Source organism: Psychroserpens sp. SPM9 (genome assembly GCF_025153525.1).
Lineage (GTDB): Bacteria > Bacteroidota > Bacteroidia > Flavobacteriales > Flavobacteriaceae > Psychroserpens.
This window is the reverse complement of sequence record NZ_JANZNR010000002.1, coordinates 523416-549982: the sequence shown is the minus strand read 5'-3', so window position 1 is coordinate 549982 and position 26567 is coordinate 523416. Positions and strand designations below refer to the sequence as shown.

At 34.5% G+C, this 26567-nt stretch carries 27 protein-coding genes; 7 read left to right on the top strand and 20 right to left on the bottom strand.

Features of this window, described 5'->3' with window-relative positions; translation table 11 throughout:
- Position 1: 1 nt before the first annotated feature.
- The 13 genes from N4270_RS06295 to N4270_RS06235 all read right to left on the bottom strand — a co-directional run bounded on the left by N4270_RS06295 (position 2) and on the right by N4270_RS06235 (position 12089).
- Complete coding sequence (locus N4270_RS06295) at positions 2-844, bottom strand: alpha/beta fold hydrolase (RefSeq protein ID WP_260096086.1); 843 nt, start codon at positions 842-844, stop codon at positions 2-4.
- A 173-nt stretch (positions 845-1017) separates the two neighbouring features.
- Positions 1018-1878 (bottom strand): ATP synthase F1 subunit gamma, encoded by an 861-nt coding sequence (atpG, locus tag N4270_RS06290; protein ID WP_260096085.1) that lies wholly within the window; start codon positions 1876-1878, stop codon positions 1018-1020.
- Between the two features lie 86 nt (positions 1879-1964).
- On the bottom strand, positions 1965-3545 hold the full coding sequence (gene atpA / locus N4270_RS06285; protein WP_260096084.1) for a F0F1 ATP synthase subunit alpha: 1581 nt from the start codon (positions 3543-3545) through the stop codon (positions 1965-1967).
- Positions 3546-3604: 59 nt separating this feature from the next.
- Entirely contained in the window at positions 3605-4141 is a 537-nt protein-coding gene (gene atpH, locus N4270_RS06280) for an ATP synthase F1 subunit delta (RefSeq protein ID WP_260096083.1), read from the bottom strand.
- Between the two features lie 6 nt (positions 4142-4147).
- Positions 4148-4642: a F0F1 ATP synthase subunit B gene (locus N4270_RS06275; protein ID WP_260096082.1), complete on the bottom strand. Its 495-nt coding sequence runs from the start codon at positions 4640-4642 to the stop codon at positions 4148-4150.
- Between the two features lie 75 nt (positions 4643-4717).
- Entirely contained in the window at positions 4718-4927 is a 210-nt protein-coding gene (gene atpE / locus N4270_RS06270) for an ATP synthase F0 subunit C (RefSeq protein WP_230934552.1), read from the bottom strand.
- A 20-nt stretch (positions 4928-4947) separates the two neighbouring features.
- Complete coding sequence (atpB, locus tag N4270_RS06265; RefSeq protein WP_260096081.1) at positions 4948-6030, bottom strand: F0F1 ATP synthase subunit A; 1083 nt, start codon at positions 6028-6030, stop codon at positions 4948-4950.
- Positions 6031-6157: 127 nt separating this feature from the next.
- Positions 6158-6556, bottom strand: a complete 399-nt coding sequence (locus N4270_RS06260; RefSeq protein ID WP_260096080.1) for a hypothetical protein — start codon at positions 6554-6556, stop codon at positions 6158-6160.
- A 3-nt stretch (positions 6557-6559) separates the two neighbouring features.
- Positions 6560-6826, bottom strand: a complete 267-nt coding sequence (locus N4270_RS06255; RefSeq protein ID WP_260096078.1) for an AtpZ/AtpI family protein — start codon at positions 6824-6826, stop codon at positions 6560-6562.
- Positions 6756-7208: a polymer-forming cytoskeletal protein gene (locus N4270_RS06250; protein WP_260096077.1), complete on the bottom strand. Its 453-nt coding sequence runs from the start codon at positions 7206-7208 to the stop codon at positions 6756-6758. Before N4270_RS06250 ends, N4270_RS06255 begins: the two co-directional genes overlap by 71 nt.
- A 10-nt stretch (positions 7209-7218) precedes the next feature.
- Positions 7219-9780: a tetratricopeptide repeat protein gene (locus N4270_RS06245; protein WP_260096076.1), complete on the bottom strand. Its 2562-nt coding sequence runs from the start codon at positions 9778-9780 to the stop codon at positions 7219-7221.
- 123 nt (positions 9781-9903) lie between these two features.
- Positions 9904-10611 (bottom strand): ABC transporter ATP-binding protein, encoded by a 708-nt coding sequence (locus N4270_RS06240; RefSeq protein ID WP_260096075.1) that lies wholly within the window; start codon positions 10609-10611, stop codon positions 9904-9906.
- Between the two features lie 2 nt (positions 10612-10613).
- Positions 10614-12089 (bottom strand): DUF5687 family protein, encoded by a 1476-nt coding sequence (locus tag N4270_RS06235; RefSeq protein WP_260096074.1) that lies wholly within the window; start codon positions 12087-12089, stop codon positions 10614-10616.
- A 135-nt stretch (positions 12090-12224) separates the two neighbouring features.
- On the opposite strand from N4270_RS06235, the gene N4270_RS06230 reads away from it, so the two are divergent.
- Positions 12225-13283, top strand: coding sequence for a ferredoxin--NADP reductase (locus tag N4270_RS06230; protein ID WP_260096073.1), 1059 nt, complete (start codon positions 12225-12227; stop codon positions 13281-13283).
- 192 nt (positions 13284-13475) lie between these two features.
- On the opposite strand, the gene N4270_RS06225 is transcribed toward N4270_RS06230, so the two are convergent.
- Positions 13476-14495: a glycosyltransferase family 9 protein gene (locus tag N4270_RS06225; protein WP_260096072.1), complete on the bottom strand. Its 1020-nt coding sequence runs from the start codon at positions 14493-14495 to the stop codon at positions 13476-13478.
- A gap of 48 nt (positions 14496-14543) precedes the next feature.
- The gene (locus N4270_RS06220; RefSeq protein ID WP_260096070.1) at positions 14544-15152 is read right to left on the bottom strand and encodes a DUF4254 domain-containing protein; all 609 of its coding nucleotides are present in this window, start codon (positions 15150-15152) and stop codon (positions 14544-14546) included.
- A 71-nt stretch (positions 15153-15223) separates the two neighbouring features.
- On the opposite strand from N4270_RS06220, the gene upp reads away from it, so the two are divergent.
- Positions 15224-15883, top strand: a complete 660-nt coding sequence (upp, locus tag N4270_RS06215; RefSeq protein WP_260096069.1) for a uracil phosphoribosyltransferase — start codon at positions 15224-15226, stop codon at positions 15881-15883.
- Here upp and N4270_RS06210 read toward each other — a convergent pair.
- Positions 15872-16795 (bottom strand): DUF6427 family protein, encoded by a 924-nt coding sequence (locus tag N4270_RS06210; RefSeq protein ID WP_260096068.1) that lies wholly within the window; start codon positions 16793-16795, stop codon positions 15872-15874. The two genes, upp and N4270_RS06210, sit on opposite strands and share 12 nt — an antisense overlap.
- A gap of 114 nt (positions 16796-16909) precedes the next feature.
- On the opposite strand from N4270_RS06210, the gene N4270_RS06205 reads away from it, so the two are divergent.
- A complete protein-coding gene (locus tag N4270_RS06205) occupies positions 16910-17137 on the top strand; it encodes a uracil phosphoribosyltransferase (protein ID WP_260096067.1) in 228 nt (75 codons plus the stop codon).
- Here N4270_RS06205 and purD read toward each other — a convergent pair.
- Positions 17132-18403 (bottom strand): phosphoribosylamine--glycine ligase, encoded by a 1272-nt coding sequence (purD, locus tag N4270_RS06200; RefSeq protein ID WP_260096066.1) that lies wholly within the window; start codon positions 18401-18403, stop codon positions 17132-17134. The genes N4270_RS06205 and purD overlap by 6 nt on opposite strands.
- 107 nt (positions 18404-18510) lie before the next feature.
- Here purD and N4270_RS06195 point away from each other — a divergent pair, with 107 nt between their 5' ends.
- Together N4270_RS06195 and N4270_RS06190 are read left to right on the top strand one after the other, a co-directional pair.
- A complete protein-coding gene (locus N4270_RS06195; RefSeq protein ID WP_260096065.1) occupies positions 18511-19827 on the top strand; it encodes a phenylacetate--CoA ligase family protein in 1317 nt (438 codons plus the stop codon).
- Positions 19824-20987, top strand: coding sequence for a glycosyltransferase family 4 protein (locus N4270_RS06190; protein WP_260096064.1), 1164 nt, complete (start codon positions 19824-19826; stop codon positions 20985-20987). The genes N4270_RS06195 and N4270_RS06190 overlap by 4 nt, the downstream gene beginning before the upstream one ends.
- Here the strand turns inward: N4270_RS06190 and N4270_RS06185 are convergent.
- Genes N4270_RS06185 through N4270_RS06175 form a run of 3 tightly spaced genes read right to left on the bottom strand, consistent with a single transcriptional unit; the run spans position 20984 to position 24640 of the window.
- On the bottom strand, positions 20984-22342 hold the full coding sequence (locus N4270_RS06185; protein WP_260096063.1) for an undecaprenyl-phosphate glucose phosphotransferase: 1359 nt from the start codon (positions 22340-22342) through the stop codon (positions 20984-20986). The two genes, N4270_RS06190 and N4270_RS06185, sit on opposite strands and share 4 nt — an antisense overlap.
- 1 nt (position 22343) lies before the next feature.
- Complete coding sequence (locus N4270_RS06180) at positions 22344-23336, bottom strand: UDP-glucuronic acid decarboxylase family protein (protein ID WP_260096062.1); 993 nt, start codon at positions 23334-23336, stop codon at positions 22344-22346.
- Entirely contained in the window at positions 23333-24640 is a 1308-nt protein-coding gene (locus tag N4270_RS06175; protein WP_260096061.1) for a UDP-glucose/GDP-mannose dehydrogenase family protein, read from the bottom strand. The genes N4270_RS06180 and N4270_RS06175 overlap by 4 nt, the downstream gene beginning before the upstream one ends.
- A 131-nt stretch (positions 24641-24771) precedes the next feature.
- Here N4270_RS06175 and N4270_RS06170 point away from each other — a divergent pair, with 131 nt between their 5' ends.
- Together N4270_RS06170 and N4270_RS06165 are read left to right on the top strand one after the other, a co-directional pair.
- Positions 24772-25479, top strand: coding sequence for a DapH/DapD/GlmU-related protein (locus N4270_RS06170; RefSeq protein ID WP_260096060.1), 708 nt, complete (start codon positions 24772-24774; stop codon positions 25477-25479).
- A 4-nt stretch (positions 25480-25483) separates the two neighbouring features.
- Complete coding sequence (locus N4270_RS06165) at positions 25484-26563, top strand: radical SAM protein (RefSeq protein ID WP_260096059.1); 1080 nt, start codon at positions 25484-25486, stop codon at positions 26561-26563.
- Positions 26564-26567: the final 4 nt, after the last annotated feature.

Sequence of the window (26567 nt, the reverse complement as noted above, 5' to 3'; positions counted from 1 at the left end):
ATTAATGTAATTCTTCTTTAATTCTATTTAATAACCATCCTGGCTGATCAAACATAATGAAATGTGCAGATTCTTCAGCAAACTTTATGGTATAGGCTTTTAAATTTTTATACTGTGTTTCATAGGTCTTCGTCACTAGATCTTTTCCATAGGGTTCAGTTGCAGCCAGAACGGTAATTGGAACAGTAATTTTAGAAATGGACTCTCTCAAATCTAATTTAAGCAAATCGGTATAACCATATACATAAGTTTTTCGGTCTGCTTTAAGTATCCAATCTCTAATTAAAGTATGTTTATCTTTATTTAATGACATTGCAGTTGCCATTTGGGTTGCCATCGCCTCAAAACTAATCGCATCCATTTGTAATAGCCTTTTATTGTATGGGTTATCATATACTATAGTTTCACTGTTAAAGTTTGGCATCATTAGGGCACCCGTTGAAGGCAATGCATCAACAACAATAACTTTAGTGTATTTGGCATTCTTTTCAGTAGCTAACCATAATCCTAATGTACCTCCCAAACTATGTCCGATAATTGTTGCCTCATCCAGTTTATGGTGTGAAATATATTGGCTTATACTATTCCTGATTTTGGGAAGCCATGGCGTCTCTATTGGAGCGACATCACCAAACCCTGCAAATGTAAAAATATGACACTCATAAGTTTTAGATAAGTCGGCTACGACATCTTTCCAAACATCTCCAGTACTGGTAAATCCTGGAAATAATAATATTGGATCTCCTTGACCTTTAACTTCAACTTCAAAAGCTTTGGTTTGAGCTTGTAAGGTGATACTAAACACAACAAAGGTAAATAGCATCTTGTTTTTAATTGTTTTCATACTGTAAATTTTAATTGATTTTTCTCTTTAGATACAAAATCACTAAAATGTTACAGAAAAATATTCAAGCATAAAAAAACCCAACACCTTAAGTGTTGGGTTTTATCTTTTTGTGTGATGCTGAAACAGGTTCAGCATGACGAATAAAACTAGTCATTATTCAATTCTCACGCTTAATTATTTAGCGCTTCTGCACCACCAACGATTTCAAGAATTTCGTTAGTAATTGCAGCCTGACGTGCTTTATTGTATGTTAATTTCAATTGATCTCTCAATTCTGTTGCATTATCTGTTGCTTTATGCATTGCTGTCATACGTGCTCCATGTTCTGAAGCAAAACTATCACGAATAGACTTATATAATTGAGTCTTTAAAGACTTCGGAATTAGTTGTTCAACAATTTCTTCTTTTGAAGGTTCAAAAATATAATCAACATTAGTATTGGCTTCACCTTCCATAGGAACAATTGGTAAAAATTGCTCATTCATAATGATTTGCGTTGCTGCATTTTTAAACTTATTGTAAACAACTTCAATTTTATCGAATTCGCCTTCAACAAACTTATCCATTAACATTTGTGCAATTTCGGCAACATTATCAAAAGTTAAATCATCAAAAATTTCACTTTTGTTTGCAATAACCTTATTTGTCTTTTTAAAGGCGTCATTCGCTTTTTTACCTATCGCCAAATAAGAGACCTCTTGTTCTGCATACTTTTCTTTAGTAAGATTTGTAGCCTCTTTAATGATATTAGAGTTAAATGCACCTGCAAGCCCTCTGTTAGAGGTAATCACTACTAATAATACGTTTTTTACTTCACGTTGCGTTGCAAACTTACTTCCAGAATCCCCATCTAAAGTCGCGCTTAAACTTTGTAAAAGTTCGGTCAACTTATCTGAATATGGACGCATTGCAGTAATAGCATCTTGAGCCTTCTTCAACTTTGCTGCCGATACCATTTTCATGGCACTGGTAATTTGCATCGTTGATGATACTGAAGATATTCTGTTACGTATTTCTTTTAAATTTGCCATTCTATTTTTGTCATTCCGCACTAACTGCGGAATCTATTTTAATTGAACTTCAAAACCTGAGATTCCTGCCGAAACAGGAATGACAATTATGCTCTATACTTTCCTGATAAGTCTTTAGCTACATTGGTTAATGTATCTGTAACTTCATCAGTTAATTTTCCTGCTTTTAATGTGCTTAAAACATCAGAATGTTTCGCTTTTAAGAACTCGATAAAATCTCTTTCAAATTCTTTCACTTTATTTACAGGAACATCTTTTAATAAGTTTTTAGATCCTGCATAAATAATTGCTACTTGATCTTCAACAGTAAACGGATCGTTTTGAGCTTGCTTTAAAATCTCAACATTACGCTTTCCTTTTTCAATTACATTTAATGTAACAGCATCTAAATCTGATCCAAATTTCGCAAAAGCTTCTAGTTCACGGAACTGAGCCTGGTCTAATTTTAAAGTACCAGATACTTTTTTCATAGATTTAATTTGTGCATTACCACCAACACGCGATACCGAAATACCTACGTTAATTGCTGGACGTACACCAGAGTTAAATAAATCTCCATCTAAGAAAATTTGTCCATCGGTAATCGAAATTACGTTTGTTGGAATATATGCAGAAACGTCACCTGCTTGAGTTTCAATAATTGGTAATGCTGTTAAAGATCCACCACCTTTTACGATTGGTTTTAATGACTCTGGAAGGTCATTCATTTCTTTAGCAATAGCGTCATCATTAATGATTTTTGCAGAACGTTCTAATAATCTTGAGTGTAAGTAGAAAACGTCACCAGGATACGCCTCACGTCCTGGAGGACGACGTAATAATAACGATACCTCACGGTAAGCTACGGCTTGTTTTGATAAATCATCAAATACAATTAAAGCAGGTCTACCTGTATCTCTAAAATACTCTCCAATAGAAGCTCCTGTCATTGGTGCATAAACCTGCATAGCAGCAGGATCTGATGCATTTGCAGCAACTATCGTGGTGTATGCTAAAGCACCTTTTTCTTCTAAGGTTTTAGCAATGTTTGCAACCGTTGATGCCTTTTGACCAACAGCTACATATATACAATATACAGGGTTACCTGCATCATAAAATTCTTTTTGATTTAAGATCGCATCAATACAAACTGTTGTTTTACCTGTTTGACGGTCACCAATAACCAACTCACGTTGACCTCTACCAACTGGAATCATGGCATCAATTGCTTTAATTCCTGTTTGTAATGGTTCAGTAACTGGCTCTCTATAAATAACACCAGGTGCTTTACGTTCTAATGGCATTTGGTAAGTTTCACCAGCAATTGGTCCTTTACCATCTATAGGATTTCCTAAAGTATCTACAACACGTCCAACAATACCTTCACCTACGTTAACAGATGCGATACGACCAGTACGTTTTACTGTAGAGCCTTCTTTTACTCCTGTTGCTGTACCTAATAATACAATACCTACGTTATCTTCTTCAAGGTTAAGTACGATACCTTCTAATCCGCCATCGAATTCTACTAACTCACCATATTGAGCGTTAGATAATCCGTAAGCACGTACAATACCATCACCTGCAGTTAATACTGTTCCAACTTCGTCTAAAGAAGCACCTGCTTCAAATCCTGAAAGTTGTTGTTTTAAGATTGCTGATATCTCAGCTGGTTTTACTTCTGCCATTTTATTTAGTCTTTAGCTTTTAGCTGTTAGCTACTAAAAATAACTAACCTAAAACTATATTAATTTAATGTAAATTCTCTTTTTAATGTATTCAATTTATTCGCTACACTTGCGTTATATTGTATGTCTCCAACACGCAAAATGAAACCTCCAAGGATGTTTTCGTCAATACTGTTTTCAACTTCAACATCTTTTCCTGTGAGTTCTTTAACTTTAGCTAAAACTTTAACTCTTAAGTCATCGGTTAAAGGAACAGCAGTAGTTACTTTTGCAACTTGAGTTCCTTTTAACTCATCATATAAATGATTGTAACTTGTGGCTACATCGCTTAGGAGAGCTAATCTTTTATTTGAAATTAAAGTATCAATCAAATTAGCGGTCATTGCATTAGAACCTTTAAAAACTTCTAACAATACTGCTTTCTTTTCTGATGATCTTACTACAGGACTTTGAAGCATTTCGCTTAAGTCTTTACTGTTTGCAATTGTAGTTGCTATTAGCTTCATATCAGTGTTTACAACCTCAGCTGTTTTTTGATCTGATGCCAAGCTTAACACTGCTTTTGCGTAACGTATTGCTGCTCTTGCTCCTGCCATTGTTTCTTAGTTTAGTTTTGCTTCATTTAACATTGACTCAACCAACTCTAGTTGTTTGTCTTTGTTAGATAATTCTTGACGCACTACTTTTTCGGCAATCTCTACAGATAAACCAGCCACGTGATTTTTTAATTCTGCCATAGCAGATTTCTTTTCACTTTCGATAGCCGTTTGTGCTTGAGCAATCATTTTATTTGCTTGCTCTTGTGCTTCTTCTTTAGCATCTGAAATCATTTTAGCTTTAATTTCGCGTGCTTCTTTAAGCATGGTTTCTCTTTCTAATCTTGCTTCTTTTAAAATGCGTTCATTATCTGCTTGAAGATTTTCCATCTCTTTACGAGCGTTTTCAGCAGAAGCTAATGCTGTTTTAATCCCTTCTTCTCTATCGCTTACAGCGCCAAGAATAGGTTTCCAAGCAAATTTTCTTAAGATTAAAAGCAAGAACAAAAATGTTATTGCTGTCCAAAATACTAAACCAAATTCAGGTGTAATTAAATCCATTTGTTTTGTTTTAAGTAACTTAAATTTTAAAGACACAGAAGCAACCAACCGTTACTTCTGTGTTTCTTTTCATGTTTACCCTTGTAAGAAAGCAACAACAACACCAAATAGTGCTACCGCTTCTACGAAGGCTGCTAAAATTAATGCAGAAGATTGGATCTTTCCGTGCATTTCTGGTTGACGAGCCATTGCATCCATAGCAGACCCACCAATTTTACCAATACCAACACCAGCTCCAATAGCTGCTAAACCAGCTCCAATAGCTGCAATTCCAGTAATAGTCATAGTTATAAAATTTAAATTAATTAATGATGATCTTCAGTTGCCATACCAAAATATAAGGCAGACAATATTGTAAATATATATGCTTGTATTGCTGTTACAATAATTTCAATAACTGTAATAAATAATGAAAATGCTACAGATACCGGAGCGATTGCTACAGTTTTAAATACAAATATTAATGACATTAATGCTAATATGATAACGTGTCCTGCGGTAATGTTAGCAAACAAACGAATCATTAACGAAATAGGTTTTACAAACATTCCGATAATTTCTATTGGCATTAAAAATATTTTCATTGGTACAGGAACTCCTGGCATCCAAAAGATGTGTTTCCAGTAATTAGAGTTACCGCTTAATGTTGTAATGATAAATGTAAAGACAGCAAGTGTACATGTAAAAGCAATGTTTCCACTTAAGTTGGCGCCATTTAAAATTGGAATTAATCCAAAAATATTATTGATCCATATAAAGAAAAATATGGTTAACAAGTAGGGCATATACTTCTTGTATTTGTGCTCTCCAATCATTGGCTTCCCAATTTCATCTCTAACAAATACTATAAGTGGCTCTACAAATCCGGCGATTCCAGTTGGAACACCATCCTTTGATTTTTTATAAGATCTGGCTGCTGTTAAAAAGATTAATAACAATACGATGACAGATACCCACATCATAAATACATTTCTAGTGATAGAAAAATTTAAAGGCTTGTGAGCGTTTACCGGGTGGTGTTCTTCATCAAATGCAACTGTTGTAGCGTTGGCATCTAACTGATAGATTTTCTCGTGAAACTTAACGAATTTTCCGCCATTCTTCTCTACGATAACCTTCCCAGTATCATCATGATGAAATTGGCTTGAAGAAAACGTTGTTAGACCGTTATCTGTCCATAAAATAATAGGTAATGATAAAGAAACCGGCTTGCCTTTCCAATCCCATAAATGAAATTCGTGAGCATCTTTAACGTGATGCAAGATCATTTCTTTGGGGTTGAACTCTTCTCCTTCTTGAGGATCACTATTATCAGATGCGTATCCAGCAAATGAAACTGCTAAAAATAGCACTGAAAATAATACGTTTTTAAAAGTGTTTAATGTCATCTGGTATCGCTTAAAAATACGCTGCTTTAAATTCGGTGCAAATGTACGTACATTATATTAATTGTCAAACAATAATTTGATGATAATTTTATACGGTGATTTTTAAGGGATTATGGAACTCAAATCCTTATTTTTTCTGAAGGAATTTTACAACCGAGAAGACTTCAAAAGCCAGGTAAATAAAATAAGGAATAAAGAAGTTAGCTAAGTCGACGCCTTTTTGTTCAGGTTTAGATAAAATCCATGGTAATAAAAACACCATAGTCAAAATCATTTTAACGAGCATGCCAAAAATAAACGTATTAAACACTTCGGTTTTCCCAATAGCGTCTCTGTAATTAATTAAGGTGTAGATAATTACAACAGTTATAATGTGAAACACATAAATCTGCCATAGCGGGAAAAACAAAAGCACATCCTTGGCAAAATGATATATTAGATAACTGTGTATAGCAAACAATAAAGCGCTAAGCGCTATAAGCTGAATAAGAAAATTGACTTCTCTCTTTTTAAAAAGATCATTCATGTATTAATCGTCTTTTGAGGCTGCAATAATACGTCTTATTATGTAAACTATAGATATGATTACTGACGATAATGAACCCGCAAGCGTGTAGAGATTGTGCTCATTGGGATAGGCTTCGTCGAGTTTATAACCAATAAAAGTCCCAATCCCAATTATAGCAACCATTTGAATAACAATCCCCGAAAACCTTGCGTAGGTATTAAACGGTTTGTCCTTTTTCTGGGTTTGGTCGTTGTGGTTTTTGGATGCTTGTTTGTTGTCCTGCTGCATTAGTATTGCTTAATTCTTTAATAGCGCCTTTCATTGAGCAAGTTGCATTAAAAGTTGCTCCTGGTTCGACCGCTAATTTACCAACAATAACTTCTCCTTCAACATGTGCTGAAGATTTAAGTGATAAAGTGTCAGACAATAATAATTTGCCCATAAATTTCCCTTCAATATCTGCATTAGCACTTTTTAAAGTTCCGTTTATAAGGCCTGTTTTTCCAATGACGACCTTTCCTGGTGTTTTGATATTTCCTTGAATTGAGCCTTCAATTCTGAAATCACCCTCGCTAACAATATCTCCTGTTATTACAGTACCTTTAGCGATTGTGTTTTGTTGTGAAATTGTTTCTGAAGCCATACGTCCTGTTTTTTTATCTGAAAACATAGGTCTAAGTTTATTGAGATTCTAGGTATTCGTTTAAGTTTTTATGTCGTTGTACAATTTCGTAGTTAGGCGAAGAAATTGAATAAAAATTTCGGTCAATTTTGTTTTTGTTTTCTTTTAGGATTTCAGCAAAACCAGAGGCTCCTTGAATGCTTGTTAATCCATGAACCACCACAAAAGTGGTATTAGGATCGTAGACATCTATAGAGGTTGACAGCTCAAAATAATTTACTTTAGAAATGGCATCATCTAATTGTTTGACAAAATCTTCAATTTGATCTTTTTCGTCATTCGCAAAGGGGTAAAGTACATTAAAATGCTTTGCAGTGTCATTACTTACAAATTCTTTTTTAGCTAAAATAGGTATAACCATTTGCATGATCTCTTGAGCGCGTTTTCCTTCTTCGGAATTTGGATAGGTTAAAGCCACAAAATTAACTCCCTTTTTGTAGGCTTCAAATCCGTTTAATCGTCCGCTAGCTGAAGCTTTTAAAATTTCAAATTTAGGCACTATTGGGTCGCCTTCAAACTGGGAAATATACACCTCTGATTGGGCGATAACTTCGGCATAATTTTGCTCGCCAAACTGTTTGAACAAACCTTCGTACAAGCGTTCTGGACTATTTTCATCCTTGGCAAATTCAGATTTTGGGTTCAACAGTATTTTTGCATAGCGCGATTCGGGATAATTTGTTACGATGTCATTTTTCATCGCATCGGCTTTAGCTGTTAGCCCTAATTCGGTATATATTTTGTGTAAATTGTATTTAGAAGGAAGTATTAAACGATCTTCGGGATTATTTTCCAGCAAGTTTTCAAGTTTGACACGAGCCAATTCATACTCTTTAAATTTTTCCTTGTAAATCACACCCAATTGATAATAAGCATAGTTTCGCTCTTTGGCCAAACTGTCAATTACTTTTTGATCTGATGGTATTGTGGCTATATAAAACTGCGGATCAAAACGCTCTTCTTCTGAAGCGTTATCAGCAAGGTTAATCGTTTCAGTATTGGTGTTTCCTCGCGCTTTAGTATCAGACAATCGCCAATTATCTTTCAGCTCTCGATCACCCCAGATTTTTATAAATTCATTTTTTCCGTAGGCAACAGTCGTTTGGTTATAAAAGTAAAATTCGCTGTTGGAACCTCCAGGATTATCACGAGTGGATTTCCCTTTTTGATTGGCATTTTTGCTATCAAAGGCTTTAAGACCAGAAGCATTAGACTTTTGACGTTCTTCGGCTTCCTTGCGTTCCTTTTCGGCTTCTGCCAAGGCTTTTAATTCTTCAGTATAGGTTGTAAAATAGGTTAATCTTTCAGCTTCAGAAAGGTTCACTAATCTCAAAATACTATCGTTAACCTGAGCAATATCTTCATAATAAATAACGTCATCTAGATTTTCTCGTTTCCTTTGAATGATACGATACGGCCTAGAATTGAGCTTCATATTGGTCATCGTGCTATCATAATAAGCGCCCGCAATCTTGTATTGTGCTTTATCAAAACTCATATCACCAAGCGTTTCATAATCTCGTGACATCAATTCTTTATCACCTAAATTGGTTCTCAAAGACTTATTATAATAAGCAATCGCCATGGAGTCCCTTTGATTTGCTCTATGGAATTCGGCAATGCGATAGTAAATTTTATCTAAAAATGGGCGGTTTTCACGATCTTCCTCCAAATCGGTTAAATAATCTAAAAACGCAACTTGATCTCCATTTTCCATATCGAAGTTATACGATTTTGCTAAATGGGCATTGATGTAGTAAGGTCTTGGGATTTTACGATGCAAATCAATCACCTTATCGAATGCGATATTAGCGCTGTCTTTTTCGCCAAATTCATTATACAATTGACCAATGATATAATTAAAACGGGCTTCTTCTTTCCTTTTCTTAGTGTATTGAGCGGCAATTGCCAATTGTGTTAAAGCACTGTCTTTAGATTTGACATTGATATAAGCCTGAGCCAACATCGCTGTGGCATCTGCCAAATCCTGGTCGTCAAGCGCTTCCTGGTCTAAGAGGCGCTTCAGATTTTTTATAGCAAGTTCGTTATTTTCGAGACGAATATTTGTTTTCTCTCTCCAAACCTTAGCCGTATTAATCTTATCACTCGCAGGATATTTGTATAAAATATAGTTGAAGGCTTCTAAGGCAGGTACAAAGCGTTGGTCAAAATAGCGCGCTTGTCCCAATAGTAAATAAGCTTCATCTATTTGAGGATTGTATTCTTTCCCTTTAATATTCATACCATGCTTTTGAACCGCCTTAATGGCTTTTTCTTCAGCACGTTCAAAATCCTGATTTTTAGATTGACCTGGTAAAACAATTTCGTCGGTAAGCTGCATGCGCTCTATGGGCAGCATTTCCCAAAAATTATCTGTGGCAGCATTATCAACAGTTTCTCTTCCTTTTTCTAAGGCGATATTACCGTTGTATAAAATATTATACTTGGTACCTAAAGCATGAAAATTCCGATTAATAAACGTGTCTTTTTTTCGCGAACAACCCGTTGCAAAAATTGTAAGGCAAAGTAGTGATATTATGACTTTTAAAGATGTATTCAAGTGGTTTAGTTTTTGTAAATACTATAACTAAAATCGCTTGCATATATTATGCAATGCTGTAAAAATAAGCATCTTTTTGAATTATCGTCGAAAAACAACAGGTTTTTAGATGTAAGCGTGACCTTAAATAACCTCAGAACCTGAGAAATGAGCCTCCAATTCTTTTAATGTCGCTTCATTAGTTGCCAAGTCTTTAACAACTGCTCCTTTTTCTAAAACAACAATTCGCTCACAAACCTCTGTAACATGCATTAAATCGTGACTTGAGACGAGGACTGTTACCCCTTGCTTTTCGGCTAGGTTTTTAATGATGCCTTTTAGACGAATTTGCGTGGTTGGATCTAAATTTGCAAAAGGTTCATCTAAGATGATGACTTCTGGATTTCCAATAAGTGCAGCGACAATTCCGGCTTTTTTCTGATTTCCCTTACTTAAATCACGTAAGTATTTTTTCTGACCGAGAATTTCTCCGTGAAAAAAGTCTTCAAACTGAGCGATTAAACTATCAACATCTGCTTTATTTTGTCCACGAAGTTCGCCAATAAAATAAAAGTATTCTTCGGGAGTCAAATAACCAATAAGAAAGGTTTCATCAATAAATGCCGAAGTAAATGGTTTCCAGTCTTCGCTTTCGTGAACTAACACGTTATTGTTTTTGATGTGACCCGTTGTTGGCTGAATAAGATCCAGAAGCAGACTAAAATAGGTGGTTTTTCCGGCACCATTATTTCCTACTAAACCAAAGCTTTGGCCTTTAGGAATTTCTAAATGTTCAATATTTAGAACTTGTTTGTCGCCATATGTTTTTGAAAGGTTTGCTGTTGTTATCATAATTAATTAGTCTGTTTATAAGCTTTCAAGGTTTTATACTTTTCAGATTTGTATATTTTTTCAATAATATCAAATACTTTATTTCTAAATAATAGGCCTGCTAGTCCCACAATGGCTACGAGCGCAAATCCGAATAATTCGCCTACTGCAAAATGACCAATAGCGTATAAAATCATAGGTAATACAATTTTTGGAATGGTTAATAGCAAGGTTTTTATATTAAATGCTTTCTTATCTCCAAATGCTTTTTTATTGGAGGTTAAGTCAATTGGGGTTTTGATGTAAGCGCCTCCCCAAAGTACGATATGGGCATTAACACCAACATTGTAAATTCCTCCAACGATTACTGCTGCGTAGGCCTGCCATCCGAAGTAAAGATAAAAGGAAGAAAGTATGGTAGATACAATAGTAGCAATAACGATTAAGTACCACTTAGACGAAATATATTCTTTATACTTTATGTTTTGACTCATCATTAACGGATAATAAGCACTGTCCCAACTTGGCACAAACTGACCGAAACTAAACAGGAAACCTCCAGTGACAAATATTCCTGCAAAGACTCTCCAAAACGGACCGTCATAGGCTTCTACGGCACCTGTAAAAAAGAGCAATCCGTAAAAAAGGAAAATCACACTCATCATCAAAGTTGTTTTAGACCTTTTGTTTCTTTTAATGAGTTTGATATCGTTTTTCAAAAAGGTAGACATGCTTCCAAACCTGTTGAGCCATGTGAAGTCTTCTGTTTGAGCAACCACATTTTTCTTTGCTAGTCCAGCGTCTAAGTAGAAATTATTTCTAAAATAAGTAAAAGCCGTTTTGTACAATACAATAGCTAAAGCAATAGTAATTATAGCCAAATAAGGTAAATTGTAAAAGGCTTGGAAAACGGGTGCTGTATAAACTGTAATATCAAAAATATCATAATAAGCTAATCCGATAAGGGTAATAATTGAGCCTATAATTCCGTAAAAAACAACATCTTTATTATTAACAAACACGTTGATAAAGTTGTTGCAAAAGATAAGTCCCATAATTGCCAGATGCCAGCCTATTACATTAACGATCGAATAGCCTTCAACAACTAAAACAATTGAAAACGGAATAAAAAAGAACGCATGAACACAATTAAAAAAGGAGATTATTGTTTTATTCAAGGCAAAATTAACAACCTTCCCTTTTTTTATAGGCAAGTATAATAAGGGTTTGATGTTTATTATGGGCATATTTTGCAAAAAATAGCGAAACACCAAATCGATGAAGACATAAAATATCAAAAACCTGTTGACGACTTCTAATGGATCGGCATCTAAGTGCTTTTCGATAAGATAGAAAGCACCAACACCCAATCCTAAAAAGTAAAGAATCATTATAAAGGCAAATATTAGCATAATTATTTTTAATGCTAAATTCATTTTAAAAGATGCTGATCTAAAAAAAGATTTCCATTCTAGGCTAAAAAAATGTTTTAGTCTCATGTTACTTGGTTGGGTTTTGACAGTTTTTCTAAGAATATGAAACATTAGTGCAATTAAATTCTGTTTTGTTACATATTATGTCCATAAAATTACAACTCAACAATCGATTTCTTATTTTTACAAAAAAATAAATCAATGTCACAATTTCATAAACTCACTATACAAGACCTTACAAAGGAAACCGAAAAATCTGTAACCATCACCTTTAATGTTCCTCTACATTTAAACCCTGATTTTCATTTTAAAGCCGGACAATATATCACTTTAAAGACAACCATTAACGGACAAGAAGTTAGAAGGGATTATTCGCTTTGCTCCTCTCCAAAAAGTGGCCTGTTAAAAGTGGCTGTAAAAGAAGTAGAAGATGGTACTTTTTCTGCCTATGCTAATCACCAGTTAAATGCAGGTGATGTGCTGGAGGTCGCGCCTCCAAAAGGCCGTTTTGTATTTGAACCTAACGATTCTAAAACTAAGAATGTTGCCTTATTCGCAGCAGGAAGTGGTATCACACCTATATTGAGCATTATTAAATGTGCTTTGGAAGAAGAAGTACTCAGTAAAATTATTTTAGTCTACGGAAACAAAACCCCTAAAGACACTATGTTTTTGAACGAATTGTTAGCACTTCAACATCAATATAGTACGCGCTTCTCGATACAATTTGTGTTTAGTCAATCTGATGAAGAAGATGCTATGTTTGGTCGTATTGAAAAAAGCACAGTGAATTATGTGATGAAAAACAAGTACAAGCATATTGATGTGGATGCCTATTACCTATGTGGTCCTGAAGCTATGATTCACTCCGTAAAAGATGTACTTACCAGTCATGATATTAGTGAAGAACGTATCCATTTTGAATTATTCAAAGCCGCCAAACCAGTAATCGTTGATGAGAATGCTTCGGTCGCAAGTGGAAAAACTAAGGTTACTGTTTTGTTAGATGATGAAACGGTTAGTTTTGAAATGTCGCAAAAACAAACGGTTTTAGAGGCAGCTCTCGATGAAGATATTGATGCGCCTTATTCGTGCCAAGGTGGTATTTGCAGTAGTTGTATTGCTAGAATTACTGAAGGGGAAGCAACCATGCGCCAAAATAATATTCTTACCGATGGCGAATTAGCTGAAGGACTGATATTAACTTGTCAGGCACAACCAACAACACCAACACTTTTTGTAGATTATGATGATGTTTAGCATACCAATCATCTGATTATTATGTTTTTAATCGGATTTATAGTGCGTTTCGTCGAAAATCACGTAGATATTCCTACAAATTCTTGATGCATTCTATTAATCAAAATACCTTCGTCTCTGATTAGAATTTAATCTTAGGGATTATCTTAAAAATTCTAAATCTTGCCTCATTCTTCTGGAATGGGGCTTTTTTTATTTCAAACTAGCCACTAACTTAGAAACAACAGTGCTTGGTGCTACTGTTCGTATCGCATTTTCGTATCCTTTTGGAAAGGAATTGCCATAAATTGATGTAGGGATTTTAGGATATTGCTTCCTATCGGCTACAAGTGCCGTATCCATAGATTGATTAAAAGGCAGAAAACCAGCATAAGGATGCGTTACACCCCAAATAGTAATTACCTTTACACCTAACATAGCAGCAAGATGCGCATTACCAGAATCCATAGCAAGCATCACATCCAAATTAGAAATAATATCTAATTCTTGCTCGAAAGAAAACTTGCCTGCCATATTCACCACAGTGTCAAATCGGTTTGAAATTGATTCTAAGGTTTGAGCTTCCTCGTTTCCAGCGCCAAAGAGCAGTATTTTATAAGAATTTGAAAGTTGACTAATAACCGTTTCTAAGGCATCTAAAGGGTACATCTTTCCTTCAAAAGCAGCAAAAGGCGCAATGCCAATCCATGGCTTCGTATCGGTTCCGATATGCTCGAGGTATTTTGAATCTAATTTGGCTTTCTTCGGAAATACAGGTTGGCTTAAATCGACAGGAAATCCTAAAGCTTCAAAAACATCGGCATAACGCTGATGTGTTGTTTTAAGAGCTTTGAAAGATTGACCGTTTACTAAGGCCTTTTTTTCTTGTCGGCCTTTATCAATTTGCACGATTGGTTTTCCGAAGAAAAAGACCTTTAAAATCTTACTTCGCAATACATTATGTAAATCTGCAACAGCATCAAAATGCAAAGCTTTAAGCGCTCTGGATAGTTTCCAAAGCCCAAAAACACCTTTATGCTTTCCTTTAATATCGGCTTCATAAACCGAAACATTAGGAATAGCTCTAAATAATGGTTTAAAAAAAGGTTGGGTTAAAACCGTTAAATGCACCTCGGGATATTGAGTCACAAAAGCGCGCAATACAGGAACAGTCATAGCAACATCTCCCATAGCTGAAAGACGAATAACTAGAATGTGTTTAGGTTTTGGCATCTCAACAAATCAGATGAGATCCTGAAACAAGTTCAGGATAAGGTGTCCTTATTTTTGTGAACGTAGCACAGGGTTTAGCTCGTCGTCATTATACATTTTCATTTGCTTATACACTTTCATGTACTTATCACCATTGTGAATATCATCTAAAAGCGTATCAATAGCGGTAGATAAATCGACACGTTGCTCTAATAAGATATTTAATTTTTTCTGACAAGCCTCACGATGCGCTTCAGAAGCATCTACACGTGTAGCCTCTTCATTCATATGATAGATTTTAAGTGCTAAAATTGATAATCTATCAATTCCCCAAGCCGGACTTTCAGTATTAATTGTGGCATCAGATTTAGGAGTAACATCTTTATATTTATCAAGAAAATAACTGTCTATATATTCGACCATATCTGTTCGGTCCTGATTGGAAGCATCTATTTGACGTTTCAGTTTTAAAGCAGCAACAGGATCTATTTGTGGATCTCTTATAATATCTTCATAATGCCATTGAACGGTATCTATCCAGCACTTTCTATACAGTAAATGTTCTAAAAGATTAGCGTCTTTGTCGTATGCATTATTAAATGGTTGGTCAACCGTATTGACGATATGATATTTCTTAATCACATCTTGAAATATGTTATTAGCCTTTTCTGAAAACATAATATAAAATTTTAAAGTGCAAATATATGGGTATTTATTAACTTTAGCGTTTATAAAAGTAACGCAAAGCTATGCATATTCATAATCTGTCTAAAGAACAATCTATTTTAAATTCTTTTATTTCTGAAATCAGAGATGCCAACATTCAAACCGATCGTATGCGTTTTAGACGTAATATTGAACGCATAGGTGAAGTGCTTTGCTATGAGATGAGTAAAACTTTAGATTATAGTCCTAAAACAATTACAACGCCATTGGGTAAAAGTGACACTCATATTTATAATGATGAGATCGTTTTATGCTCAATTTTAAGAGCTGGAGTGCCACTTCATAGCGGACTTCTTAATTATTTTGATGATGCTGAAAACGCATTTATTTCGGCTTACAGACATCATAAAGACAACCCTGAAACCTTTGAAATTATTGTAGAGTATCTGGCTTGCCCGAGTTTGGAAGGAAAAACACTTATTCTGGCTGATCCTATGTTGGCAAGCGGACAATCTATGGTGGCAACTTTTGAAGCCTTAAAGCCTTTTGGAACCCCAAAAAATATTCATCTGGTAAGTGTGATTGGTGCTCAAGACGGTGTAGATTATGTTAATAATCACTTCGGAAAGGATACCCATTTGTGGATTGCTGCTGTAGACAAAACTTTAAGTGACAAAGGTTATATTGTTCCTGGTTTAGGCGATGCTGGTGATTTAGCTTTCGGAAAAAAACTACAACATTAACATCGCAATTGGTGTTAAAACAATGACCCAAAGTAAGGTTTCTTTAAACCAGTTTTCGGTGATGACTTCTATATAATTGGTCATAATAATTGACAAAGGTGCAAATAAAAAGATAAACTCGCTTCCGTCTTTAGAAGGTGCTACAGCTAGAATTCCTAATCCTATGATAGCAGATATTATTATTAGTTTAAATGATGGCCTGTAACTTTTCATTTGAGACCTGATATTTTTTATATAATAGAACAACGCCCAGAGTCCAAAAGATAATATTAAGGTGGATCCTACAATAATTTGTTTGGAATTTAAGGCACTAAAATCAAAGCTAAAATCAAATAAACCACTGGCAAAATCAACAATATTAATTTCAGAAATAATCAGATAAGACACTGCTATTACAGCTACGGTTGTAATTCCGATTAAAGGAATAATATAATTTTTTAAGTCGGTAATGGCATAAATTAAAAGCGCTGCAAGAACCAATATAAAAAATAGCGACGACCAAAAATAAAATAATGTTGCAACCGAAACCCACACCGATGCATCGAAGAGTTTTTTCTTGATGTCTTTTTGAGTCCTTAAACTAATTAATCGTCTCATTGCTAATAAAACAAATAGATTGGCAACAATGATTTGGGAATTTAAAATGGTTGGAGGAATAATGGCAAAAAACAATACAAAAAGAAAAATATTATAACTGTTTTTTTTGGTTAAGCTGTTTCGTGTTACTAAAAAATCGAATACAAAAACAGAAAATAAACAGATTAAAAAAACACCTGTTTGCTCTACAAACGTGTACAGATTGGCGTCTTCTGAAAAGGCTTTAATTCTAGTCAGCACAAAAACCAGCAACAGCATAATGCTTACAACGATGTAATGAATTGGTTTTGCTTTGCTAAAAAAATTTGAAATCATTGCTATGGTTTTGACGCTTTACTATTTTAAAATGAAAAAAATACGTAATTTTGCACTGTAAATATATGATTATACCCTTGAAGCTCTATAAGAGTTTCTAAAAATATCACTATAATGAAAGACTTTTTTTACGCAATACAAGACCTATTTGTAGACTTTTTATTCGCTCCTTTTGATGCCCTTAGAGCATTAGAGCTTGAAAACTGGTGGTCTGCCAACTTAATTTCATGGATCTTTATCATCATTGGTATTGTTGCTATGGTGTATTGGATGTTACAATTGAAAAAATTCAACAACAATAATGAGGAGGATAAAAGTGTTACTTCTCATTCATACTTATAAATCGAAACCAATATCTTTTCGATAATTCATCTTATCAAAGTGTAGTTTATCTATAGTTTGATAAGATTTTTTTATGGCCTCTTTATAAGTATTACCATAGGACGTAATAGCCATTACTCGTCCTCCAGATGTTACAATTTGACCGTCTTTAACAACAGCACCTGCATGAAACGGAATCGAATCGCTTATCGTTTCAAGACCTGTAATTACTTTGCCTTTTTCATAAGCCTCTGGATAACCGCCTGATACCAACATTACGGTGGTTGCTGCGCGCTCGTCAATTTCAATAGCAATCTCGTTTAATCGTTCTTCAGAAATTGCTTTAAAGATGGTAACCAAATCGGTTTTGAGCCTAGGTAGTACCACTTCGGTTTCAGGATCACCCATTCTTACATTATACTCAATAACTTTTGGCTCGTCACCAACCTTTATCAAACCAATAAACACAAAGCCTTTATATGGCAAATTATCTTTTTGAAGTCCGTTAATTGTAGGTTTAACAATACGTTCTTCTATTTTATCTAAAAAATCATCCGTTGCAAATGGCACAGGAGACACGGCTCCCATTCCACCAGTATTTAAACCCGTATTACCTTCGCCAATACGTTTATAATCTTTGGCTGTAGGCAGTATTTTATAATGCTTCCCGTCGGTGATTACAAAGCAGCTTAATTCGATACCATCTAAAAACTCTTCAATAACCACCTTTGAGCTTGCCGCTCCAAATTTGGCATCTACTAACATGTTTTTAAGTTCGGTTTTTGCTTCGGCTAAATCATTGAGAATTAAAACGCCTTTTCCAGCTGCAAGTCCGTCGGCTTTTAATACATATGGCGGATTTAAAGTCTCAAGAAACAAATACCCTTCTTCAACCGTATTGGCGTCAAAACTTTGGTATGCCGCTGTTGGAATTTGATGTCTGTATAAAAATTCTTTAGCAAATTCTTTGCTGCCTTCGAGTTCGGCAGCCGCTTTTTGCGGACCAATAACAGCAACATGTTTTAACTGCTCGTCATTTAAAAAGAAATCATGAATCCCTTGAACTAGTGGATCTTCTGGACCAACAACAACCATGTCAATATTTTTTTCAAGCACCAAGGTTTTGATGGCGTTAAAATCGGTTACGTTAATAGGTACATTCGTTGCGATTTGTGCTGTTCCAGAATTTCCGGGAGCAACAAAAAGGGCGTCACATAAAGGACTTTGGACTGTTTTCCATGCGAATGTGTGCTCTCTTCCTCCAGAACCAAGAATTAAAATTGTCATGCTTTCGTTTTGTTTCGGTAAAAATAATCGTTTTTAGCGTTTAAGTAAACTTCGCAACAAGACTTTTTTTTCTTTACTTTACAATAAATACAAACACTGTCTTTTTTTTGAACATTTTTGATTTTTCTTTACGACTCAATGGTTTTCCTTTAGATAAGGCAAAAGCCGAATTGACTCATATTCAGAATACAAACGAAAGTGATTTTGAGGCCTATATCTATAAGAAACGAGACGAAATTCTCGCTTATCATTTAGAACACAACACCTATTATAAGGCTTTAGTGAAAACACATCCTAAAGACTGGAACTCTGTGCCTGTTATGACAAAGCTCGATTTACAAATTCCTTTAGAGCAGCGTTTATCAAAAGGGTTTACAAGTACATCGGTTTATATAAACAAGACGTCTGGCTCTTCAGGGGATCCTTTTATTTTTGCTAAAGATAAATTTTGTCACGCGCTGACTTGGGCTGTAATTCAGAATAGATTTGGATGGTATGACCTAGATTTCAACACCTCAAGACAAGCCCGGTTTTATGGTATTCCGTTGGATAAAAAAGGGTATTATAAAGAACGTTTAAAAGATGGTTTAAGTAGGCGTTTTCGGTTTTCGGTTTTTGACCTGAGTGATGCGGCATTTGAAAAATTTCTGAAAAAATTCGAGTCTACTTCTTTCGATTATATCAACGGATATACGAGTCCGATAGTACAATTCGCAAAGTTTCTGGAACGAAAAAATCTCATTTTAAAATCAATTTGCCCAAGTTTAAAAGCCTGCGTGGTTACGTCTGAAATGTTATTTGAAAAAGATAAAGCATTAATGGAAACCTGTTTTGGAGTCCCTATTATAAATGAATATGGCGCTTCGGAATTAGATTTAATTGCATTTCAAAATCCAGATCACGATTGGCAGGTAAACAGTGAAACCTTATTGGTTGAAATTTTAGACGACGCTGATAAGGTCCTTCCTTATGGTGAAGAAGGCCGAATTGTAATAACATCACTATATAATAAAGCACATCCTTTTATTCGCTATGATATTGGCGATGTGGGCGTGTTATCAAAACAGAGTAGCTTAAAAAAGCCCATTTTAAAAACTCTGGTTGGGCGTACTAACGATATTGCCATTTTACCTAGCGGAAAAAGAGCTGCTGGCCTTACCTTTTACTATATTACAAAAAGCATTATTGAAGATGATGGCAATGTCAAAGAATTTGTTGTAGAGCAACTAAAAACACATCTTTTTAAGGTGACATATGTTAGCGCTGAATCACTTTCTGAAGACCAAAAAAAAACGATTACTCAAGAAATGGAACACTATCTAGAAAAAGGACTCACCATTACTTTTGAACGGGTAAGCGCATTAAAACGATCTAAAAGCGGTAAACTTAAACAGTTTACATCTTTAGTAACCGATGCATTATGAAGCAGGAAGTTTTAATCATTACGAGTTATTTCCCTCCTGAAATAGGAGCAGCTTCCAATCGGATTTTTCAATTGGCAAACGGCTTACAGGAACAAGATTTTAAGGTACGTGTGTTAACGCCTTTACCAAACTATCCTACCGGACAAATATTTAAAGATTATAAGGGTAAATTCACTCATATTTCCGAAGAAAATAACATGACCATACACCGACTTTGGATCTATGCAAGCAACTCTAAAAACAAGATTTTGCGCCTTATAGCTATGCTATCGTATAGTTTTAGTTTGGTTTGGTATTTTATGTGGCACAAAATTCCGAAAACGGTGATTATTCAATCACCTCCACTTCTAGTAGCGTTTACAGCCTTATTGTTTTTAAGACGTAAACATCGAAACCTCATCTTAAACGTGAGTGATCTTTGGCCTATTGCTGGCTTAGAATTAGGAGCTTTAAAAAAGAATTTTAGTTACCGAATACTAGAAAAAATTGAGCGTTATAATTATAAAAAAGCCCATTTAATCTTAGGACAAAGTGAAGAAATTATAGCGCATGTGACCACGATTGTTCCTGAAAAGCCAACGTTTTTATATCGGAATTATCCCGAATTTAAGCCGCCTTCAATCCCGTACCAAACACCCTCTGGGAAGCTTAAAATTGTTTATGCAGGATTATTGGGGATTGCCCAAGGTATTTATAAACTTTGTAATGAATTAGATTATGCGGCTATTGAATTACATATTTACGGTTCGGGAGCCGAACAGTCTAAAATAGAAGCTTTTATTGCAGAGCATCCTGATTTACCTGTTTTTTTCTACGGACGCGTGAGTAGAGAGGAACTTCATGAGCTATTGATGGGCTATGATGTGGCGATAATTCCTTTGTTAAATAGAATATATGGAAGTGTCCCTTCTAAAATATTTGAATATGCGCGTTTAGGTTTGCCTATGCTTTATTTTGGAGGCGGTGAAGGAGAAAGCGTCATTAGAACGCACCAATTAGGTTGGGTGGCTGAAGCTGGGGATTATTCCGATTTAAATGCTGTTATTTCTAAAATTGAAATCGGTGATATTTCCGAAGCACAAAAGCAAGCGATACAAGAGGTTGCTGTTTCTCAGTTTGACTTTAACAGTCAATTACAGCAGTTGGTTGGATTAATTTAGTAGGCTTTATCTTCGCCTTTGACAGCGTTAGCAAACGTTTGAATAATTATTTTTAGGTCTAAAAGTAAGGACCAGTTTTCTATGTAAAAAATATCGAGTTTCACTCTGCCAATAATATCTTTATCAGATTCTATTTCGCCTCTAAAGCCGCTTACCTGCGCTAAGCCTGTAATACCCGGTTTTACAAAATGTCTAACCATAAACTTATCTATTCGCTTAGCATACATATTTGTGTGGCTTACCATGTGCGGTCTTGGACCAACAACAGACATATCTCCAAAAAGCACATTAAAGAATTGTGGTAATTCGTCGATGCTGGTTTTTCTTATGAATTTACCAATTTTTGTAATTCTTTGGTCACCTCTTGTTGCCTGGTATAAGTGAGCATTTTTATTGGGTGTCATCGACCTAAACTTATAGCAATCAAATTCTTTATAATTGAATCCGTTTCTCGACTGTTTAAAAAAGATAGGCCCTTTAGATTCTAATTTTATGAAAAATGCAAGAATGGGAGTTAACCATGACAAAATAAAAACGATTACAGCAAAAGAAAATGCGATATCAAAAACGCGCTTCACCACTTGGTTAATTGAATCTTTAAGAGGCATATTTCTTAAAGAGAGTATAGGAATATAATCGTAATTCTCATATTTCAACTTTTTTGAAAATATTTCCTTATTATCAGGTATAAATTTGAGGATTATTAAATTGTTATCAGCAAAATCAACAACTTTGAGTAATTGTGAATTGTTCAATGCGCTTATAGAGCAATATATTTCGTCAATCGATTCGTTCTTAACAAACTTAAAACAATCATCAAGGTGGGATTCGTGCTTATCTTTAAAAGTAAAAGTCTTTTTAAGGTCGTATCCGTACTCAGGATTCTTATTAAAGAAATTTTCAAGCGCTAAGGTTTGTTTGTTTTTTCCTAATATGACTGTTCTTCGTCTATTACCTCCAAAACTAGATCTGTATTTTTGAAGTAGGTAATACATCACAAACTTGAAAAACGTTATAATTAAAAATGATAGTAAAACATATTTAATTATAGAAGATGAGCTAATTTGAAATTCATGGAAAAACCCAGAAAAGGCAAACACTAATAAGGTAAATAATACTAATTGCCTAAAAATTAATGTTAATATGGTGACCTCACGTGTATACCTGTAAACCTCATAAAATTTTGAAAACATGGATAATGTAATCCAAACCAGAGTTGTTACAACTAAAAATACTAAAGGATCTATAGTTCTGAAAAAATAGAGTATTCCTAGCCCATTTAAAATACTTAAATCGATTAAGTATGAAATTGGTCTTATATACCCAGAATATCTTCCGTGTTTAAACGTACTCAATTTATTTTTTTATATGGTTAGAAAAATCTTTATGATCTCTTTTATTAAGTTCAATATCGGTAAAATTCTTAAAATAGTTGAATGTTTTTAACATTCCTTCAGCTCTATTTACTTTTGGTTCCCAATTTAATAGCTTTTTTGCCAGAGAGATATCAGGCTGTCGCTGTAATGGATCATCTACAGGAAGATTTTTATATGTTATTTTTTGATACATTCCTGTTAGTTTTATAATTTCTTCTGCAAAATCCTTTATGGTTATTTCTTGAGGATTTCCAATATTAACCGGATACGCATAATCACTAAACAATAATTTATAAATCCCATCTATTTGATCGTCGACATAACAAAATGATCGGGTTTGAGAGCCATCTCCAAAAACAGTTAAATCTTCACCTCTAAGCGCTTGCCCCATAAAAGCGGGAATAACTCGACCATCGTTAAGTCGCATACGTGGGCCATAGGTATTAAAAATACGAACAATTCGTGTTTCTAATCCGTGAAATCGATGATAAGCCATCGTAATAGACTCTTGAAATCGTTTGGCTTCATCGTAAACACCACGTGGTCCAATCGTATTTACATTACCATAATAATCTTCGGATTGAGGATGCACTAATGGGTCTCCATAGACTTCAGAAGTAGAGGCAATAAGCAACCTTGCCTTTTTTGCTTTAGCTAAACCTAAAAGATTGTGTGTGCCTAAAGAGCCCACTTTTAAGGTTTGTATTGGAATTTTTAAATAGTCTATTGGGCTTGCTGGAGATGCAAAATGTAATATATAGTCTAAAGATTTTTCTATAGAAATATGTTTGGTGACATCATGCTCAATAAACTCAAAACTACTATTAGCTTCTAGATGTGTTATGTTTTTAGGATCACCAGTTATAAAATTATCCATTCCAATAACATAAAATCCCTCATCTATAAAACGATCACATAGATGCGACCCTAAAAAGCCTGCGGCTCCTGTAATAAGCACTCTTTTTTGTATCATAAATCTGTTCTGCCTATTGACCTGTAGTGAAACCCTTCGGTTTTCATTTCACTATTTTCGTATAAATTTCTCCCATCAAATATGACAGGCGATTTCATAAGTTGCTTCAGTTTATCAAAATCGACACTTCTAAATATACTCCATTCTGTACAAATTATTAAGGCATCAGCATCTTTGGTAGCTTCATACATATTGGGTGCATAATGTAATTGGTTTCCTAATTTTCGTTTGACATTAGACATGGCTTCAGGGTCAAAAACATTTAGCTTGGTATTATGTTTTAAAAGTTCTTCTATCATATAAATTGCTGGAGCTTCACGAATATCATCAGTTTCTGGTTTAAATGCCAAGCCCCAAATAGCGAATGTTTTTCCTTTAATGTCCTCATTAAAAAATGATAAGATTTTAGGAATTAATATTTTCTTTTGAGTATCATTCACTTTTATGACAGCATTGAGAATATTAAAATCGTAATTATGGTCTTTTCCAGATTTATGAAGCGCTTTAACATCTTTTGGAAAGCAAGAGCCACCATAGCCAATTCCAGGAAACAAAAAACGCTTACCAATACGAGAGTCGGTTCCCATACCGACGCGAACCTTATCGACATCGGCACCTACCTTTTCACAAAAATTAGCAATTTCATTCATAAATGTAATCTTTGTTGCTAAGAATGAATTTGCTGCGTATTTAGTAAGTTCAGCAGATTTTTCGTCCATAATAAGAATTGGGTTTCCTGAACGAACATAAGGCTTATATAACTTTCTCATGATTTCAGAAGCTTTTTCTGAGCTTGAACCAATGACAATACGTTCTGGCTTTAAAAAATCATCTACAGCAAAGCCTTCTCTTAGAAACTCTGGATTAGATACCACATCAAAATCTACATTCGTTTCGTTGGCAATAACTTGAGAAACTTTTTCTGCGGTACCAACCGGAACGGTACTTTTGTCAACTATTATTTTATACGACTTAAGTAATTTACCAATACTTTTTGCAGCACCCAAAACATAAGACAAATCTGCCGACCCATCTTCATCTTCAGGTGTTGGCAAAGCTAAAAAAATGATATCACCATGTTCTACACCAGTTTCTAGTGATGTAGAAAAACGTAATCTATTCGCTTTTATGTTTCGTTCAAATAAAACATCCAAATGCGGTTCATAAATAGGAACATTTCCCGCAACTAGTGTTTTTACTTTATGTTCATCAATATCTATGCACAAGACATCATTTCCTGTTTCGGCTAAGCATGTTCCAGTTACTAAACCTACATAACCTGTGCCAATTACTGATATTTTCATTTACTTATTTTTAAACAAAAATAAGAAAGTATAGCGATAAACCAACTCTTGAGATGAGTTAATAAATCTTATTGTTATATGCTGAAAAAGATTACATTTGTGTTTAAGTTTTTTCATGTAATGGTGAACATATGAAAGCATACAAAATTATAGAGTATTTTCTGTCCAAAGTAAAAAAAGAAAAGCATGTTTTATCCTATCCTTTTTCTTTTAAAGAGCTTTTTACTATTTTAGGTGATAAAGGGTTTTCGGTTATTCGCGGTATGCTTTTTATCAAACCTTTCTTAAAACAGTCAAAAGGTGTTATATTTGCTGAAAAAGGTGCTAAAATTCAATTTGGACATAAAATAAAGACTGGTAGTGGTTTAAACCTAATGAAACACGCTTATATTAATGCGTTAAGCTATGATGGTGTTGAAATTGGGAATAATTTCACTCTAGGAAAATATGCTATAATTGAATGTACTGGTGTTTTGAGAAATGTTGGTAACTCGTTAAAGATTGGAAATAATGTTGGTATCAACCATTATTGTTTTATAGGTGTTAGAGGCGATATCGAAATTGGTGACAATGTGATTTTTGGTCCTCGAGTCAATATTTTTTCAGAAAACCACAATTACGAAGACATTGATACGCCTATTAAAAATCAAGGAGTAACAAAAGGAAAAACATCCATTGGTAGCGATGTGTGGATTGGTGCTAATGTTTCAATTATGTCTGGTGTATCTATTGGTGATGGTTGTGTTATAGCTGCTGGAGCAGTTGTAACAAAAGACGTGCCCGCCTATTCCATTATTGGAGGTGTGCCAGCTAAAATAATTAAGTCTAGAAAATCATAATATTATGAGTAAAATAAAATTACCTTCTGATGTTTCGATTATTACAACTTACCGTTGTAATATGGAATGTAAAATGTGTGATATTTGGAGAAATCCAACTAACAAAAAGTATGAAATTACAGCAGAGGATTTAGAAAAATTACCAAATTTTAAGTTTACTAATATTACAGGAGGCGAGCCTTTTATGCGTAGAGACCTTGAAGATATTATTGAGGTTATGTACAGAAAAAGTGATCGTGTTGTAATTTCTACGGCTGGTTGGCATACCGCTAAAATACTTAAAATGGCTAAGCGTTTTCCTAAAATTGGTGTGCGTGTTAGTTTGGAGGGAATGGAAGAAATCAATAATGATCTTAGAGGAAGAGATACTGGTTTTCAAAGAGGTTTAAAAACCTTAATGGGATTAAAGGAAATGGGAATTAAAGATATTGGTTTCGGGATGACGGTTTCCAATAAAAATTCGCATGATCTTATTAACCTTTATGAACTGAGTAAACAAATTGATATGGAGTTTGCAACTGCAACGTTTCATAATTCATTTTACTTCCATAAAGACGATAACGAAGTGACCAATAAAGATGAGGTGATTAGCAATTTTGAACAGTTAATCGATATGTTACTTAAAGATAACAATCCTAAAAGCTGGTATAGAGCTTACTTTAACTTAGGACTCATCAATTATATTAAAGGAAAAAAGAGGATGCTACCTTGTGAGGCTGGCTCTGTTAATTTCTTTATTGAACCTTATGGTGACGTTTATCCTTGTAATGGTTTAGAAAAAAAATACTGGAAAGAATCTATGGGTAACATTCGTGATTACGATTCTTTTGAAGACCTCTGGTTTAGTGAACAAGCCGATAAAGTTAGAGGCTTAGTAAGAACCTGTCCAAAAAACTGTTGGATGGTAGGTACAGCAGCTCCAGTTATGAAAAAATACATCAAACATCCAACCAAATGGGTAGTTAAAAACAAAATAAAAAGTCTTATTGGAAAACCTGTTTGCAAAGAGCATATTCCTTATGCCGATGTTGGTCAAGATCCTTTACAAGGTGATTTACGTGAGGTTGACGTTAATACCTTATAACTCA